The 16,438-nt window shown below is 64.4% G+C and carries 12 protein-coding genes; 4 read left to right on the top strand and 8 right to left on the bottom strand.

Features of this window, described 5'->3' with window-relative positions; genetic code table 11:
• The first annotated feature begins 79 nt into the window (after positions 1-79).
• The 4 genes from NY78_RS17585 (at position 80) to NY78_RS17570 (ending at position 6,327) form a co-directional block, all read left to right on the top strand.
• Positions 80-427 (top strand): hypothetical protein, encoded by a 348-nt coding sequence (locus NY78_RS17585; RefSeq protein WP_043638849.1) that lies wholly within the window; start codon positions 80-82, stop codon positions 425-427.
• A gap of 103 nt (positions 428-530) precedes the next feature.
• A complete protein-coding gene (locus NY78_RS17580; RefSeq protein ID WP_043638846.1) occupies positions 531-3,092 on the top strand; it encodes a TIGR03960 family B12-binding radical SAM protein in 2,562 nt (853 codons plus the stop codon).
• A 101-nt stretch (positions 3,093-3,193) separates the two neighbouring features.
• Entirely contained in the window at positions 3,194-5,824 is a 2,631-nt protein-coding gene (locus NY78_RS17575) for a M16 family metallopeptidase (RefSeq protein ID WP_043638843.1), read from the top strand.
• 113 nt (positions 5,825-5,937) lie between these two features.
• Positions 5,938-6,327, top strand: a complete 390-nt coding sequence (locus NY78_RS17570) for an OsmC family protein (protein WP_043638841.1) — start codon at positions 5,938-5,940, stop codon at positions 6,325-6,327.
• Positions 6,328-6,330: 3 nt separating this feature from the next.
• Here NY78_RS17570 and NY78_RS17565 read toward each other — a convergent pair whose 3' ends face one another.
• From NY78_RS17565 to NY78_RS17530, 8 genes are all read right to left on the bottom strand, one after another.
• The gene (locus NY78_RS17565) at positions 6,331-6,813 is read right to left on the bottom strand and encodes an ion channel (RefSeq protein WP_043638838.1); all 483 of its coding nucleotides are present in this window, start codon (positions 6,811-6,813) and stop codon (positions 6,331-6,333) included.
• Positions 6,814-6,945: 132 nt separating this feature from the next.
• Positions 6,946-8,679, bottom strand: a complete 1,734-nt coding sequence (locus NY78_RS17560) for a phosphoenolpyruvate carboxykinase (ATP) (protein WP_043638836.1) — start codon at positions 8,677-8,679, stop codon at positions 6,946-6,948.
• 78 nt (positions 8,680-8,757) lie between these two features.
• Positions 8,758-10,347, bottom strand: coding sequence for a sigma 54-interacting transcriptional regulator (locus tag NY78_RS17555; RefSeq protein WP_043638834.1), 1,590 nt, complete (start codon positions 10,345-10,347; stop codon positions 8,758-8,760).
• Positions 10,344-10,946: an indolepyruvate oxidoreductase subunit beta gene (locus NY78_RS17550; protein ID WP_043638831.1), complete on the bottom strand. Its 603-nt coding sequence runs from the start codon at positions 10,944-10,946 to the stop codon at positions 10,344-10,346. The genes NY78_RS17555 and NY78_RS17550 overlap by 4 nt, the downstream gene beginning before the upstream one ends.
• Positions 10,943-12,784 carry an indolepyruvate ferredoxin oxidoreductase subunit alpha gene (gene iorA / locus NY78_RS17545; RefSeq protein WP_043638829.1) on the bottom strand — a complete coding sequence of 614 codons (1,842 nt, stop codon included), beginning with the start codon at positions 12,782-12,784 and terminating at the stop codon, positions 10,943-10,945. The genes NY78_RS17550 and iorA overlap by 4 nt, the downstream gene beginning before the upstream one ends.
• A 110-nt stretch (positions 12,785-12,894) precedes the next feature.
• Positions 12,895-13,560 (bottom strand): tetratricopeptide repeat protein, encoded by a 666-nt coding sequence (locus NY78_RS17540; protein WP_043638827.1) that lies wholly within the window; start codon positions 13,558-13,560, stop codon positions 12,895-12,897.
• A gap of 144 nt (positions 13,561-13,704) precedes the next feature.
• Complete coding sequence (locus tag NY78_RS17535; RefSeq protein ID WP_231584032.1) at positions 13,705-15,303, bottom strand: hypothetical protein; 1,599 nt, start codon at positions 15,301-15,303, stop codon at positions 13,705-13,707.
• A 136-nt stretch (positions 15,304-15,439) separates the two neighbouring features.
• Entirely contained in the window at positions 15,440-16,429 is a 990-nt protein-coding gene (locus NY78_RS17530; protein WP_043638821.1) for a chemotaxis protein, read from the bottom strand.
• Positions 16,430-16,438: the final 9 nt, after the last annotated feature.

The raw sequence follows: 16,438 nt of genomic DNA, 5'->3' as shown, positions 1-16,438 counted from the left end.
TCGCCGGCTTGACACGGCCCCAAGGCGTGCCTAGCTCAAGGCTTCGGCCTTTTGCGCCAAACACCAAGGAGAACGACACATGGCTTACGACATCCGCCTCGTGAAACTCATAAACGGCGAAACCGTCCTCGGCAAATGGGACGAGGCTGCCGATAAGCTGACCGAAGTGGCCATGCTGCAGACCATCCCGTCGCAGCAGGGCGTGCAGATGATGCTTTTGCCCTTTGGCTATCCGTTTGAGACCGAAATCGGCGGCGAGATTGCCGGCGCCCATATTCTCTACCAGTTCAAGAAGTTCCCCGACGAACTCCAGACCCGCTACCTCGAGGCCACCAGCAACCTGACCCTGTCCACCACAGGCGATCTCAAAAACCTGTCGTCTCTGGCGGGCAAGGGCGGCAACATCTCAAATCTCCTCAAGAAATAATTCCAGGCCCCAAGCCGCCATCCGGTTTTCTCCGGGTGGCGGCGTATTTGTTTTTCCCCACGAAAGACCGCCCCGGCCCACTGCGGCGGCCGGAGACCCCCTCATGCGTGATCTCGTACCCCGATTGCAAAAGCCCACCCAGTATCTCGGCGGCGAATGGGGCCGCACGGCCAAGGACCCGACCACGGTCCGGGCCCGGGTGGCCCTGGCCTTCCCGGATTTCTACGAGGTCGGCATGTCCTATGTCGGCGGGCGCATCCTCTATGAGGCCGTCAACCGTGTTTCCGGCCTGGCGGCCGAGCGCGTCTTTGCCCCGGCTGATGAGGCCGTGGTTGTCATGCGCGAGTCCGGCGCGGCCTTATGCACTTTGGAAACCGACACGCCGCTGACCGCGTGCGACGTGGTGGCTTTTCACCTGACCCATGAGCTGTGCTACACCAGTGTGCTCCACATGCTCGATCTGGCCGGCATTCCCTTCCGCACGGCCGACCGGGCAGCCGGCGGCCATTGGCCCCTGGTCATAGCCGGCGGCGGCTGCGCTTTTAACGCCGAACCGATGGCTCCATTTTTCGACGTCATGGTCATTGGCGATGGCGAAACGGCCCTGGTCGACATCCTGGGTCTGGTGGCCGAGGCCCGGGAGGCCGGTACGCCGCGCCTGGAACTGTTGCACAACCTGACGGCCATTCCCGGCGTCTACATTCCGGAATTTTTCGAGTTCGACCCGGAAACCGGCATACACCCCCTGGTTGCCGGCTACGACAGAGTGGTCAAGGCCGTGGTGGCCGATCTCGACACGGCCCCGTTCCCATCCTGCCAGGTGGTGCCCTTTGCCCAGGCCGTCCATGACCGCCTGTCGGTCGAGATTGCCCGGGGCTGCACCCGGGGCTGCCGCTTCTGTCACGCCGGCATGATCTACCGGCCGGTGCGCGAACGCAGCCTCGGCGCCCTGGAAAAGCTTGTCGGCGAGGGCCTGGGCCGCACCGGCTACGAGGAGCTGTCCTTCCTGTCCCTGTCCACCGGCGATTTTTCCGCTCTGGAAAGCCTTTTTGCCCAGAGCATCGACCGCTGCCGCCGCGATCAGATCGCCGTGTCCCTGCCGTCGCTGCGGGCCGGCACCTTGTCCGACTCCATCCTGTCCATGATGGCCGGCATCCGCCGCACCGGGGCCACGGTTGCACCCGAGGCCGCCACCCAGCGCCTGCGCGACGTCATTAACAAGGGCATCACCGAGGAAGACATCCTGGCCCATGCCAGACGCCTGTTTGCGCATGGCTGGCAGCAGATAAAGCTCTATTTCATGATCGGTTTGCCGACCGAAACCGAAGACGACGTGCGCGGCATCTTCGAACTGGCCCAAAGGGTCCTGGCCGAGGCCCCGCGGGGGGCCAAACGCCTGCAGGTCACCGCCGCCATTTCGCCCTTCGTGCCCAAGCCCCACACGCCGTTTCAGTGGGACGCACAGATCAATCTGGAGCAGATTCGTAGCCGGGTGAATTTCCTGCGCGAGCTTTTTGCCTCCGAGCGCCGGCTGACCTTGCGCTGGCACGAGCCGGAGATGAGTTTTCTTGAAGGCGTTTTTGCCCGGGGCGGCCGGGAACTGGCTCCCCTGGTCGAGGCCGGCTGGCGCAAGGGCGCGCTGTTTTGTTCCTGGATCGACCGCTTCGATCTGGCCCCGTGGCTTGAAGTCTTTGCCGAGGCCGGCCTGTCGCCGGCCGACTGGCTGGCCGAACGCGACCTTGACCGGCCATTGCCCTGGGACCATCTGTCCTGCGGCGTCTCGCCGGCCTATCTGCGCCTGGAACGGCGACGCGCCCTGGAAGGGACCATCACCGGCGATTGCCGCTACGGCGAGTGCACCGGCTGCGGCGTGTGCAACGAGGGCGGCCGCAAAAGCCCGCTGACCGCCGAAGCGCCCATCATGCCCCGGCTCAATAACCCGGCTCCCGAGCGCGAAGCCGTGGCTGCGCCGCCCCCGCCGCCCAAGGAAGACCTCACCCGCAAGGACGCCCATTTCCGGGTCTGGTATGCCAAGCACGGCAGCGCCATTTATCTGAGCCAGCTCGAACTGGGCCGGGTCATCGAGCGTTCGCTGCGCCGGGCCGGGCTTAAACCGAGTTTTTCCGCCGGCTACCATCCGCTGCCCCAGATTTCATTTGGCCGGGCCTTGCCGGTCGGCGTCTCTAGCCAGGCCGAGTGGCTGGGCATTTTCCTGCGCGAGGCTGTGACCGCCGAGGAGTTTGCCGCCCGGCTCAATCCCAATTTGCCTGAGGGACTGGCCGTGGTCGGGGTCGAGCCCCTGGCCGGCGGGCGCAAGATGGCCCATCCGGTGCTGGAAACCTTTGTCCTGACCGTACCCGAGGAGCTTGCCTCGCAGTGCTTGCAAGGCTGGCAGGATTTCACCCGGGCCGAGACATTCCCGGTGACCTGGGAATCGAAAAAAGGCCCGCGCACCCTTGAGGCCAAGGCCATCGTTGTGGCTGTCGCGGTCGTCGGACCGGCAGTGGTGCGTTTTACCTGCGATTTTGGCGAGACCTATTTAAGCCCTCTGCGGCTGGTGGAGGCGGTCTGCCCGCAACTGGTCCGCGGAGCCTACGCTTTGGCCAAGACCGGGGTGGCCTATGCCGAGGGCGGCGGCTGGCCGCCTGAGATGAACGATTGTTAAGTATCGTTTCCCAGCCAAAGCCAGCACTCTGGCCGCTTCGGCTGCCGGGTGTCCGTCCGTCCGACTGGTCGGCCGGGCAGGGCCGTAAAGGAGTATCCCGTATGCGTTGGCGAAACGTCTTGTGTCTGGCCGCGCTCTTGGTGGCCCTGGCCGCATCGTCGGCTTTTTCGGCTGACGCCCCCAAGGTGGTCCGGCTCAAAAACGGTCTCACCGTGATGACCATTGAAGACGACCGGTTCCCGCTGGTTGCCGTGCGGCTTTTCGTTCATGCCGGCTCCGGGTACGAGACACCCAAGCAGGCGGGCATAAGCCACCTGCTTGAACATATGGTATTTAAATCCACGGCGAAACGCCCGGCCGGGCAGGTGGCGTCGGAGATCGAGGGGGCCGGCGGCGAGCTCAACGCGGCCACAAGCTTTGACAGCACCACCTACCGGGTGGACCTGCCTGCCGAGCACTGGCGTCTGGGTCTGGACGTGATCAAAGACATGATCTTCGGGGCCAAATTCGATCCCACCGAGCTCGACAGCGAGCGGCAGGTGGTGCTGTCCGAACTGGCCCGGGGCAAGGACGATCCCGACAACCGCCTTTTCCAGCTCACCCAGGCCATGGCTTGGCCGGAACGAGCCTACGGTTGGCCCATCATCGGTTTCCCCGAGACGGTGTCGAGCTTTTCCGGCGAGGATTTGCGGGCCTACGTGGCCGAGCGCTACCAGCCCCAGTCCATGCTGCTGGTGGTGGTCGGCAAGGTGCATGCCGACGAAGTGGAGCTGGAGGCCGGGGCGCTTTTCGGCGACCTGACCAATGATCGGGCCATCACGCCGCCGCCCGTCTATCCGCTTCCCGCCGTCGCCAGCCAGCCCTCGGTGCAGGTGGAATACGGCCAGTGGGGCAAGGTGCGCCTGCAGGTGTCGTTCCCGACGCCGGGGCTTCGCAGCGCCGACGAGGCCAGCCTGGAAGTCCTGGCCAAGCTGTTGGCCGGCGATGAGACCAGCCGGCTGTACCGCACGTTTAAATACGAAAAGCAGCTGGTCGACGACGTGTCCTGCGCCTCCATGACTCTGGAGCGAGGCGGGCTCTTTTTCATCGACGCCACCTTGGACGCCAAGAATCTGGCTGCCTTTTGGCAAGGCCTGCTGGGCGAACTGGCCCGGCTCAAGGGTGCGTCGTTTAGCGACAAGGAAATCGAGCGGGTCAAGCTCGGCGTCGAAGACGGCCTCTACGGAGCCAAGGAGACGTTGTCCGGACTGGCCATGAAGGCCGGCTATTTCCGGTTCTACGGCTACGAACCGGACGGTGAGGCCAATTATCTGCGGGCCGTGCATCTGGTTGACCAAAAGGCCCTGGAAGCGGTCATCGCCTCAACCCTTCGCCCCGAGCGCATGGTTGCGGCGGTCCTGGCTCCCAAGGCCGACGAGGCCGTGGTGACCACCGCCGGGCTGACCGAGGTGGCGGCCAAAATCTGGCCCGCGTCCAAGACTGCGGCCAAGGCAGCGGACGCCGCCGCCCCGGCAGCGGCGTCGCAAGTCATTGATCTGGGCGGCGGCCACACCCTGGTGCTGCTGCCGGACGCGACCCTGCCGTATGTCTCCCTGTCCATGACCTACAACGGCGGCGACGCCCTCCTGGCCCAAAACCACCAGGGGCTGGCCGAACTGGCCGCCAATTGTCTGACCACGGGTACGGCCAAACTGTCGGCCAACGCCCTGGAAGACTTTCTGGCCGACCGGGCGGCCTCGCTTTCAGCGGCCTCCGGCCGGGACTCGTTCTCGGTGGGATCGCGCTTTCCCAGCCGTTTCCAGGGCGACATGTACGGTCTTTTTGCCGACATCCTGTCGGCCCCGGCTTTTTTGCCGACCGAGGTCAAGCGCGAGGTCAACGACCAACTGGCCTCGATCAAGTCCAAGCAGGACGAGCCCATGGGACTGGCGTTTCGCCGGATATTCCCCTTCCTGTTTGCCGACACCGCCTACGCCTACACCCGCCTGGGCGATGCGGCCACGGTCAAAGGCTTCGGCCCCAAGGACGTGGCCGGCTTTTGGAATACCCAGCGCGCCATGCCCTGGGTGCTGGCTGTGAGCGGCGATTTTGACGCCGCTGCGGTGCGGCGCATGGCCGAGTCTCTGAATAAGGCCGCCGGCCCGGCCAAGCCCTTCACCTTTGCCACGCCGAAGTGGGGGGGAAAGCGCCAGGACTCGGCCACCTTGCCCGAGCGCAAACAGACCCATCTGTTCATGATCTTCCCCGTGCCGGGCATCGACTCGCCGGAAGCGCCGGCGCTCAGTCTCTTAAACGACGTGCTGGCCGGGCAAAGCGGACTGCTGTTCACCCGGTTGCGCGACGGCGAGAGCCTTGGTTATTCCGTGACCTCGTTTTTGTGGCAGGCCCACCATGCCGGGTTCCTGGCTTTTTATATCGGCACCTCCCCGGAGAAAGCCGATGCGGCCTTGGAAGGATTTAAGCAGGTGGCCGTCCAGCTCAAGCAGACGCCGCTCCCGGATGAGCTGATGCTTCGGGCCAAAAACGTCATGGCCGGCGACTACTACCGCGAGCGCCAAAGCCTTCGGGCCAGGAGCAGCGAGGCCTCCCAGTCCCTGGCCGCCGGGCTGCCCATCGACCATGAGCGCCAAGTGGTCGAAGCGGCGCAAAGTATCACGCCCCAGACCCTTCAGGAACTGGCCGGCAAATACCTGCAACCGGAAAACGCCTATATCTTTAGCGTCAAGCCCTAAACCTGCCGACAGGCGTGCGTGCTTTGCCCCCGGCTGGAGACCTCTCCGGCCGGGTTTTTTTGTTGGCAATCGCGGTCGTTTGGGGTCATCTGGCGGAAAAGGGAGGACTTCGCATGATGGTTTGCCAGGGACTTGCGACACCACTCCAGGTGGCATTCGACAATGGGACGTTTCGCGGGGTTTGCGACGCCACGCCGGACAAGGGCGGGGCCGGCCAGGGCTTTCGGCCGCATGAATTGCTGGAGGCGGCGCTCGGATCGTGTCTGGTCATGATCATGACCAAGTACGCTTCTGCTCACGGCATGGCCCTGGATCAGGCCGGGGTCACGGTGACGCTTGACCGCTCGGACCCGGAGACGGCGGCCTATGCCTGCGCCGTTACCTTGGAGGGCGACCTCAGCGAGGAAGAGCGGGGGAAGATCCTGCGGGCGGCCCGGGCCTGTCCGGTACGCCGGACTTTGGGCTGTCGGGCAGTGGTGACGGAAACGGTTTCGCCTGTGTAGCAGCTACTGGCGCAGCCTGTCGGCCGTGATCATGCGTATCAGGATGACAATGAGGCAGGCGACGAAAACGCCCATGGACAGGGAGCCGAAAAAGGCTTCCGAGGCAGCCAGCAGGCGCATGGACGGAGTGGGCATACAATCGGCGCAGCCGGTATTGGTGAACTGGGTGACGCTGAAGTACAGGCAGTCCCGGAAGGATTCGGTGGCCTTGCCGTTGCAGATGATCTGAAAGGCCATAAACGTCCTGGCATAACCGGCAATGACGCAGGCAGCGTAGACCGGCAGGGACACGGCCAGGATGACGAGGCTTCGAAACAGGACCAGCGACAGCAAAATGAGCGTGGGAAACGTGATGGAAAAGGCAAAGGCCAGGAAGATGATCTGATCGGGCGAGGTCGTCTTGGCCTGGCTCAGGTAGACCAAGTAGCCCAGAAAGGGCAGGGAAACGGCCAGTCCGATGAGGCCGAGAATGGAGCGCAGGCTCATGCCGGCCGCCTGTTGCCGCAGCGTTTCCCGGGGAAACGCTGCGGCTGGCTGTCCAGGGTCTGGCTGATCCTGTCTGCCATAAAGCCGGGTCTGTCCGAAACCATGGGTCCTGCCGTTAGTCGCGACAACAGCCTAGGCCCGCACCATGAGTGCATTGACCAGGCGCATGAGCAGTTCAGGCCGGTTGTGCAGATCGGAATTTTGCAGGTAGACCCGACGCTGGTGGAAACGATCCTTGAGGGTTTCCAGGTAGCGGTCGCGGTTTTCCACCAGCGAGGGATCATAGAGCGCCGTATAGCCCGGCAGGAATTTTTCGATGCTTTCCGGCTTGGGCAGCTGGGCCCCGGGCAGGAGATCCCAATCCACCCATTCCAGCCGTTCCAGCAAGAGCGAGGTCTGCAATGTGAGCGAGCTTTGCAGCGGGATTTTTTGCAGGTCCCGGTCCGAGGCCTTCCAGAAGCCGACCGAGTTGAAGGAATAGCCAACAGCCCCGGCCTCGAAGACGTTTAAGAAGGCTTCGACATCCTTCCAGAGTTCGTACACCCGGAAGGGGTTGGCAAAGGGTTCGAAGACAAGTGTTTTGAGCTCTTCCTCGCTGACATTCTCGGCCAGATTGCGCCGGGTCATGAGCGATGCTCCCATGGCCACGGCCAGATTTTTGTCGGCAAAGCGCACCACCGGCGGCAGGCAGGTGTCCTTCATGAGCCAGACCATGAGGTCCGGGAAGGAACACCGGTTGACGTAGGCCCCGAGCAGGTCGCGGTCAATAAGCGCCCGGCCGTTGGGGTTGCGCACGTCCTGGCCAAGCGGCAGCACCTTGCCGTCGGCTTCGGTCAGGCCCAGGTTCATGGTGGAGATCATGTACCGCCAGTCCGGATGGCCGGTCGGGCGTGAGTCGGTCTTGTCGAACAGGGTCGGTTCCCAGACCCGGCAGACCTTCTTTTCGCAGTCGATCTGGAAGGCGTCGTCGTGGAGCACGACCTTGGTAAAGCCGGCCGGCAGGGTGCCGCCGTTGTCGTGGGAATTGGTGTGGGAGGATTTGCCCGTGCCGGAGAGGCCGAAAAAGGCGATGGACCGCTTGCCCATGGCCTTGGCCCCGGCATCGGCGCAGCCGGAAAAGTCGATTTCCTTGATGCCGCCGTGGCAGGCGGCCATGCGAAGGCGCATGCCGGAGGTCCAGGCCAGGGTCAGGGTCCCTTTCTTGCGTTCACCGAAATAGCGCATCCCGAGGTTGAAGATGACGTTGGCGTCTTCATCGACCAGGGCCAGCTGGGGGCCGCCGGCGTTGTGGTAGTAAGGGTCGGCGGTGGTCCAGTGGTTAAAGCCCACGACCAGGATGTCGGGAATGGGGAGTTTGGCGCTTTGGGCGTACGTCTCGGCCAGCTCCTCGTAGGGCGTGAAATTGGCCAGCCAGTTGAAGACGTTGACCGCGTCGTCCTCGGTCGCCACGATGGTGGCCTTGATCATGAGATCGGTATCCAGGCCGAGAATGGCCTCGGCCTTGATGAGCGGATGTTGCTGCATGGCGAAGACGGCCTCGCGCAGGTCGGATTCGACCTTGCGCCGCTCCACCGGGTCCATGCGGGTATAGAAGCGTCGGGCCTTGGCTGTGCGGCCGACAATGCGGCCGTGACAGTTGTTGAGCACCGTGGCTCCGTCAGGCAGCCCCAGGCGCTTGGCTGCCGGCGGATAGATGGGCAGATCGGTGTCGGTGACGTCATGCTGGCTTTTGGCCAGTTCGTAAGCCTCGGCAGCCGTGACCTTGCGGACACGTTTGTCCAGGCAAAGGGTCTGGGCAATGGACCGAAGCGGCGGCATTTTGGTCATGTCGTCGCGGTAGTAGTCGTGGCTGGCGCGGCTGGCCATGAAGCCTCCATATGGAAGTGAATTGGCGTTAGGTATTACGCGGTTGCAGCGCTCGGGTAAACCGTTTTCTCGGGCCGGTCAGGTGCGTCGCCCCGGGGTAAAGCGTTTGGGGTCGATGCCGTATTTTTTGACCTTGTAGTTGACCACGCGGTAGCTTTCGCGCAGATCCCGCGCCGCCTGATACATGTTGCCCCGGGCCTTTTTGAGCGCTTCCACCAGCAGTTCCTGTTCAAATTCGGCCACGGCCTCGCCAAAGGAAAGCGAGGGCTCCGTACCGGAGGATTCGCCGGTCTGCAGGGTGGGCGGCAAATGGTAGGTGCGCACCACGGCCTCGTCGCAAAGCGTTGCGGCGCGTTCCATGCAATTGGCCAGTTCCCGTACGTTGCCCGGCCAGTGGTACTGGCTTAACAGATCAATGGCCGGGGTGGAGATGCGGCGGACGCTTTTGCCGGTCCGTACGGAAAAGTCTTCCAGGAAATATTCAGCCAGGGGCAGGATGTCCCCCATGCGGTCGCGCAGCGGCGGCACATAGAGGGCAAAGACGCCCAGAGCGTAAAACAGGTCTTCGAGAAAGGCTCCCTGCCCCATGGCGTCTTCCAGGGAGGCCGAGCTGGCCGCCACCACCCGGGCGTCCACGGCCACGGTCGTGTCGCTGCCCAGGCGGTTGACGGTCCCTTCCTGGATGACCCGCAATACCCTGGCCTGGGCCGCCGGGGACAGTTCCTCGATGTCGTCGAGAAAGACGATTCCGCCCTGGGCCAGCTCGAACAAGCCGCGTTTGGAGCGGGTGGCCTTGGAGCGCTCGCCCTTTTGGACGCCAAAGAGGTGCTCCATCACGGCTTCCTGGGGCATTTCGCCGCAACCCAGGCGCAAAAACGGGCGCATGCGGCGGTTTCCCTGGCTGTGCAGGCAGCGGGCCAGAAATTCCTTGCCCGTGCCTTCCTCGCCCCGAAACAGGACCGGGTCGTTGGAGTCCGCGGCCTGGGCGATCTGGCGCAGCACCAGCCGGATGCTTTTGGAGACAGCCACGGGCTGGTCCGGCGGGGTCTGGGCCGGGGCATCCTCATCCGGTTGCGGGGCGCTGGCAGCGGTGCGGCGCGAGGTGTCAAGCTCGTCGCGAAGGCGCAGGGAGGCGTTGCCGAGAATGCCGCCGACCACGGCGAGAAATTCGCGATGGGCCTCCAGAAAGACCATGGGGGCCTTGGGCAGATCGATGCTGAGCGCCCCGACCACGCCCGAGGGGGCCACTGGAGAAAAACCTTCCACATGGCCGTCAGGCGTCGGCACCGTCACCGGCACGCAGATGTGCGACAGGGTCGAGAGTTCGTCGGGCGGCCGGCCGAGGAAGTCGGGGTGATCCTTGACGTCCTGCAGGATCAGGGAACGGCGCGAACCGATGACCTGGCCCATGGTGATGGGGGCCGGACCATAGAGATGGTCCAGCCCCTGCTGGCGGCCGTGCGACAGGACGATGCGGGCGCCTGGCTGGGGCAGGTCGTGCAGTTCCAGGCAGACCCGGCGATAGCCAAGGGCTTCCACCAAAACGGCCAGGGCGTTTTCCAGCCCCCGGCGCACGGCCCGGCCGGGACCGGTGACGGCCACAATCCGCGTCAGCGCGCCATAAAAGGCCGGCCCGGCCCCGTCAAAGGACGTGAGCGCGTCGATCACGCCGCCTGACTCGCTGCAACGGCCCCGGCGCCAAGGGCCAGGGCCTTGAGGTTGACTTCGACAAGCTTGGGCTTGAGATATTTTTCGATGGAGCGGGCCAGCGCCTCAAGCGTAAAGGGCAGCGCCCCGCAGGCTGCTGCCGCGCCCAGCAGCACGGTGTTGGCGGCCTTGGCCGTGCCGGCCTGTTCGGCCAGACTGATGCAGGGGGCCATGACCACCCGGGCGGCAAAACCCTTGGCGATCTCCAGGACCTGCTCCAGGGGCGGGTAGCATTCCCGGCCCAGGCACACGCCGACCGGTTGGAGGGATTCGCTGTTGCCAACGACGAAGCCGCCGCGCCGCAGCATGGGGAGCGCCCGCAAGGTTTCGAGCAACTCAAAGCCGAGGATCACGTCGGCCTCGCCCGGGGCGATGACGGCGCTTTTATAGCCGCCGACCAGCAGGGTGGATTCGACCACGCCGCCGCGCTGGGCCATGCCGTGGATTTCGCCTGAGGTGACGGGGAACCCGGCGTCCAGGGCGGTCCGGGCCAAAAGCGTGGTGGCGGTCAGGGTGCCCTGACCGCCGACGCCGGTAAAAAAGATGCGGGAGCGGGTCATTTCGCCTCCTTCTTGCCGGGCTTTATCTCCGGGGAAAGCTGGACGCAGAACATGCAGCCGTCGCACTGTTCGGCGTTGATGGAAAATACGCCGTCGACCATGGCAAAGGCCGGGCAGGCCAGGTTGTCGCGTACGGCGAGGCAGGCGACAGGATCGCCGGCCACCCGGGCGGGCAGGGTCTTCTTGGCCTGGCCCACGCGCCGGGCATGGATGGGGCACGGGTATTCGGCCACCAGCACGCGTGGGCCATGCTTTTGGGACAGGTCGGTCAGGGCGGCCAGGGTCGCTTTGTGGTTGAGCGGATTGACCTTGACCGGTTCCACGCCGCAGGCCCGGATCAGCCCCATGAGGTCCACCGGGTTCGGGTTGTCGCCGAAGATGGTGGTATCGACGCCGGGATTGGGTTGATGGCCGGTCATGGCCGTGGTGCGGTTGTCGAGAATCACAATAAGAATATCGTGATTGTAGGCCACGGCGTCAATGAGGCCGGTTATGCCGGAGTGGAAAAAGGTTGAATCGCCGATAAAGGCCACGACAGGTTTTCCGGAAGCCCGGGCAAAGCCGGCGCCGGTTGAAATCGACGAGCCCATGCACAGCAGGAAATCGGCGGCCCTAAACGGCGGCAAAAAGCCCAGGGTGTAGCAGCCAATGTCCGAAGAATAGACCGCCGTGTCGCCGTAGACTTCGCGCACGGCGTAGTAGGCGGCCCGGTGGGGGCAGCCGGCGCAGAGGTTGGGCGGACGCCGGGGCAGATCGCCCGGCACGGCCAGGGTGTCGACAACGGCGGCGGGCTGGCCGAGGAAGGCGCGCACGGCCTGCCGGACATTGGCGGTCGAAAACTCGCCGAGCCGGGGCAGATGCTCGCTTTTACCGCAGATTTCCACGGCAATGCCGCGCGCCTGGGCCAGGGCCCGGATCTCGGTTTCCAGTACCGGTTCGAGTTCCTCGACGATGAGCACTTTTTTGCAGGAGCCTAAGAAATCGGCGATGCGGTTTTCGGGCAACGGATAGGTCATGCCCAGTTCCAGCAGGCGCACCGTGCCGGTCAGGCCGTCTTCTTCCAGCACGTCGGCCAGATAGTTGCGGCTCACGCCCGAGGCGATAAAGCCCACATCGCCCGCGCCGGATTCGACGTTGTAGGGCGAGGCGTCGGCCTCGGCGACAAGGCCGTCCAGGAGCGCGCGCAGCCGCACGTGCATGACCCGGGCCGAGGCCGGCAGCGGCACGAACCGGGCCGGGTCCTTGGCAAAAGGCTTTTCGGCCGGGGTGGTCGGCATCGCACCCACCGTGACCGGGCCGCGCACATGGTTGATGCGGGTGGTGGTGCGCAGGAGCACGGGATTTTCAATACGCCTGGACAGGAGCAAGGCGTCGCGGGCCATGTCCTTGCATTCCTGGGCGGTGGCCGGCTCGAAGCAGGGCAGGCCGCCCAGGCGGGCATAGATGCGGTTGTCCTGCTCGTTTTGCGAGGAATGGCAGCCTGGATCGTCGGCCGAGAGCAGCACCAGCCCGCCCGGAGCCGAGACGTAGGCCAGGGTCATGAGCGGGTCGGCGGCCACGTTGACGCCCACATGCTTCATGGTGACCAGGGTGGGCAGCCCGGCCAGGGCTGCGCCGCCGCCCACTTCCAGGGCGACCTTTTCGTTGACGGAATATTCGAAATAGTACGGCGCGCCTTGGCTTAAGCGGAAAAACGTATCCGGAACTTCCGAAGACGGGGTTCCCGGGTAGCAGGTCACAAACCGCACGCCGCCTTCCAGGGCGCCCCTGGCGATGGCTTCATTGCCAAGCAGCAGCAGGGTTTCCCCGGCTGCCGCGCTTAAAAGCTCCTTGCCCACGGATCAAACCTCCAGCACGCAGTGGACGTCGCAGCCGGCGTCCATGCTCCCCGAGCGTCCGGGGAGGTGTGAGTATGTAAGTGTTGTCCCGGTTGACGGGGCGCAGCAGACTAGCCGTTGGTCTTGGCTTCGCCGCCGGTCTTGGCGCGCAACTCGACGATGCGCGCGTCAATGAAGCTGGCGTTTTGGACATTGCCGTCGGCCTTCATGCGCTCATAGGCAGCCAGGGCCTTTTGCCATTGTCCGGCCGCTTCGGCGGTGACGGCCAGCTGGCGGTCAATGGTCATGGCAAATGTCTTGGGAGCGGAGATGGACAGGGCTTCGAGCACATCCACGGCCTTGGCGTCCTGCCCGGTGCGCGACAGGGCGGCGGCCTGGCCCAGCGCGGCGATGGTCTTCATGCCGGCCGGAGCGGACTGGGCCACGGCTTCAAAGGCGCTGGCGGCCTTGGCAAAATCGCCCAGGTTCTGGGCGGTTTTGGCCAGTTCCAGGTTGATGCCGGCCTTGGCCCCGGCCGGAGCCGTTTTGGCGAGCGCTTCCAAGGCGGCAACACGTTCCGCCCCGGCTTTGGTGGTGATGATTTCGCCAAGGGCGGCCTCGGCTTTTTCGGTCTGGCCTTTCTGGTACACGCCATACAGGGCATAGCCGCCGGCAGCCACCAGGACAATGGCGGCCGCGGCCAGGGATTGCCGCCAGTACTGCACGGGAAGACGCAGCAGGGCGGGGATATCCGATTTCTGGGTCGAGCCATGCTGCGGGGTCTGGGAATCAGTCATGCTAACGCCTCCAAAGCGCGTACGAGTTTCATGAAAAAGGGGGTTCAATTAAGCACAAAGGGTGGGGAGTGTCAAAAGGAGACGGCATCCCGAGGCGCTTCCGCGACGGGCGCTTGGGAGGGCAGGCGTACCCGGTGGGGTGGATCAGGTCGCGGACAAAGCCGCGCAGGCCGCGCCCACGAGGCCGGCTTCGGCCGAGGCTTCCTCAATCAGGCTGAGAGCGACATTCTGGGGAACCAGGGGCCGGCCAATGGCAAAGGCCTCAAACCCGCGGCGCATGGCCGCAAAGGCAGGTTTGTCCAGGCGGTTGGCCTGGGAACCCGGCACCAGAATCGCGTTGATAGGCCGACTGCGGTGGATTTCGGCGGCCAGCATGGCCAGATGCGCCCCCAAAATGCCATAGACGCCGGCGGCCTCCTGGGCGGCCAAGGGGTCCGGTCCGATCAGCCGGTCATGGAAAAAGGGGATGGCGTCTTCGATGTCCAGGCCGTAGCGGGCCAGGAGTCCCAGCTCATCAGCGGCCAGGGCCACGCCATAATACGAAAGGGGCAGGCGCGGGGTGGAAAACAGCGGCGCTCCCGGCTCCAGAGGGCGGGCCTGGGTGACCAGCCAGCCATATTCATCAAAGCCCGCAGCGCTGTGCCCGTTGGCGTCCAGGCCATGGATGCAGGGACAGGAACCCAACCGGACGACCAACAGGTGGCCGTTTTCCGCCGCCTGCCGACCGCCGCCATGATGGTAGGCAAAAAGCGCTTGGGCCTTGGCGTCGTTCAGGATGGCCGTGCGCCGGCCCGGGAAGGCCTCCTTGACGGTCTGCCGGATGGTGGCAGCGGCAGCGTCGAGGGTGTGGGGGGGGCAGACGGCGAAAAGTCCGAATTCGCTCACCGGCCGCACCACGCCGTCCATGACCGTGGCTGCGATGCCCAGGCCCACAGCCTCCACTGCCGCCGCAGCCGGACCGAGGCTGCGCTTGGCGGCCTCGACGATGCCGCCGATTTCGTCCATGAGACAATAGTGCTTGCCGTCCGGGCAGGTGGCGCGGCGGGTCATGTCCATGACCTGATACTCGCCGTCGGCGGTAAGACGCACCAATCCCCAACTGGTGAGGTGCTGGCCGATATTGATGGCCAGGGCCAACCCCGGACGCAGCGTCGCGGCGGCGTTGGGCATCTCTGTACGGTCGCTTCCGACAGCGTGTTCCTGGAGTAAGTCGTCGAGCCGGCCGGCGGCATCGTCAATGGCCAAGGGTTCGCCGAAAACCGATTCAACGAGCCCATGGAGAAAATACAGGGACATGTTGGAAAAGCTGTCCAGGTGGACCAGTAGATTCGAGCGCACGGCCTCCAGGATGACCGGGTCGAGGCCGCCCTCGGCGGCAATGGTCACCCGTTTGGCTCCGGCAGTGCAGACGACGTTGTTGATCAGGGCCGACAGGTACAAGGCAATGATTCGCCGGCCCCGGGTATCCGGGGCCAGCGGCAGGCGCAGGCGTTCGATGACCGGCGGGTAGGGGGTCCGATCAAAAAAGAGGGTCGCCGCAACTGAGGCGGCCGGGTTCAAATCGGCAAAGGCTTGCCGCCAATCGACCAAGTAGGGGGAGATGGGCTGATCTGACGCGAAGAGGTCGAGGGACAGGTCGCAACGCATGTACACCGCCTTGTCCGTCCCGCCCAGAGCCAAGGGGTCTGGGCCGAAGCACGGTCCGGGCGACGCCGGCATCCGGTTGGGATCGGGGATGCTCATGCAGTCTGCGGCGATGTTTTCTTGGTTACAGTTTTTACAGAATTCTTCGGGAACAGTGTCGGGGAGTTGGGGCATGGCCGGCTTGCAAGGTGTCGCGGGCCGGGGAGCGACCCGGCCCGGATGACGGCGTATGCCCTCAGGCGGCGGTCAACTGGCTGATTTTGCGTTCGATGAGCGCCTTGGCCCGCATGGCCAACTGGCTGACGTCGGGTTTGGAAATCTGGTCGTCGGCCCCGACGGCCTCGCCTTTGTGGCGCAGCTTGTCGGTAATGAGCGACGAGAAGAGGATGACCGGCAACTCACGCAGCACCGGGTCTTCCTTGATGCGCTTGGTGAGGTTGTGGCCGTCCATGGCCGGCATCTCGATATCGGCCACCATGACATGGACAAAGTTGGAAAGGGGCTGCTGTTCGTTCTCGGATTTTCCCTTGATCTGGGCCAGCAGGTCCCAGGCCTCACGGCCGTTTTGCACGGCGGTGACGTCGAATCCGGCCTTGTTGAGCAGGTCCTTGAGCATTTCGCGCACGAGCACGGAATCGTCGGCGACCAGCGCCCGATAGCGGCTGGCCGAGTTCCACTCGATGCTCATATCCAGACGCAGGCCGAGGTTGGGGTTGAGGTCGGCCACGATCTTTTCCAGGTCCAGGAGAAAAACAATGCGGTCCTCAAGCTTGACCACGCCGGTGATGGAGTCGCCGCTCATTCTGGAGACATAGCGGTTGGGCGGCTCCACGGCTTCCCAACTCATGCGGTGGATGCGGGTGACCCCTGAGACCAGAAAGGAGGTGGTGACGTTGTTAAATTCCGTGACGATGACTTTGGGCGATTCGGTATCCTGGCGCGTTTTGTCGAGCCAAACGCTCAAATCCACCAACGGGATGATGTGGTTGCGCAGATTGAAGGCCCCAAGCACGCTTGGATGGGACACTTCCGGCATTCCCGTGACCTTGGGCAGGCGGATGATCTCCAGGACCTTGGCTACGTTGACCCCATAATAGCCGCGATAGTGGCCGGCCGCTTCCGGCGCATTGGCGGTAAACGAGGAGGCCGTGGGTTCGTCGATGTAAAACTCCACGATCTCAAGCTCGTTGGTACCGGCTTCAAGGAGGATATTGGTCTGGGCCATCGGGGTCTC

The sequence above is a fragment of the Desulfovibrio sp. TomC genome, from assembly GCF_000801335.2.
Classification (GTDB): Bacteria; Desulfobacterota; Desulfovibrionia; order Desulfovibrionales; family Desulfovibrionaceae; genus Solidesulfovibrio.
The sequence above is the reverse complement of the archived record's forward strand: the minus strand, read 5'-3'. Positions and strand labels throughout refer to the sequence as shown.

What these genes read in the sequence shown, in the direction of transcription:
- NY78_RS17585 (WP_043638849.1), top strand. Translation starts at nt 80, where the DNA reads ATGGCTTACGACATCCGCCTCGTGAAACTCATAAACGGCGAAACCGTC.
- NY78_RS17580 (WP_043638846.1), top strand. Translation starts at nt 531, where the DNA reads ATGCGTGATCTCGTACCCCGATTGCAAAAGCCCACCCAGTATCTCGGC.
- NY78_RS17575 (WP_043638843.1), top strand. Translation starts at nt 3,194, where the DNA reads ATGCGTTGGCGAAACGTCTTGTGTCTGGCCGCGCTCTTGGTGGCCCTG.
- NY78_RS17570 (WP_043638841.1), top strand. Translation starts at nt 5,938, where the DNA reads ATGATGGTTTGCCAGGGACTTGCGACACCACTCCAGGTGGCATTCGAC.
- NY78_RS17565 (WP_043638838.1), bottom strand. Translation starts at nt 6,813, where the DNA reads ATGAGCCTGCGCTCCATTCTCGGCCTCATCGGACTGGCCGTTTCCCTG.
- NY78_RS17560 (WP_043638836.1), bottom strand. Translation starts at nt 8,679, where the DNA reads ATGGCCAGCCGCGCCAGCCACGACTACTACCGCGACGACATGACCAAA.
- NY78_RS17550 (WP_043638831.1), bottom strand. Translation starts at nt 10,946, where the DNA reads ATGACCCGCTCCCGCATCTTTTTTACCGGCGTCGGCGGTCAGGGCACC.
- NY78_RS17540 (WP_043638827.1), bottom strand. Translation starts at nt 13,560, where the DNA reads ATGACTGATTCCCAGACCCCGCAGCATGGCTCGACCCAGAAATCGGAT.
- NY78_RS17535 (WP_231584032.1), bottom strand. Translation starts at nt 15,303, where the DNA reads ATGAGCATCCCCGATCCCAACCGGATGCCGGCGTCGCCCGGACCGTGC.
- NY78_RS17530 (WP_043638821.1), bottom strand. Translation starts at nt 16,429, where the DNA reads ATGGCCCAGACCAATATCCTCCTTGAAGCCGGTACCAACGAGCTTGAG.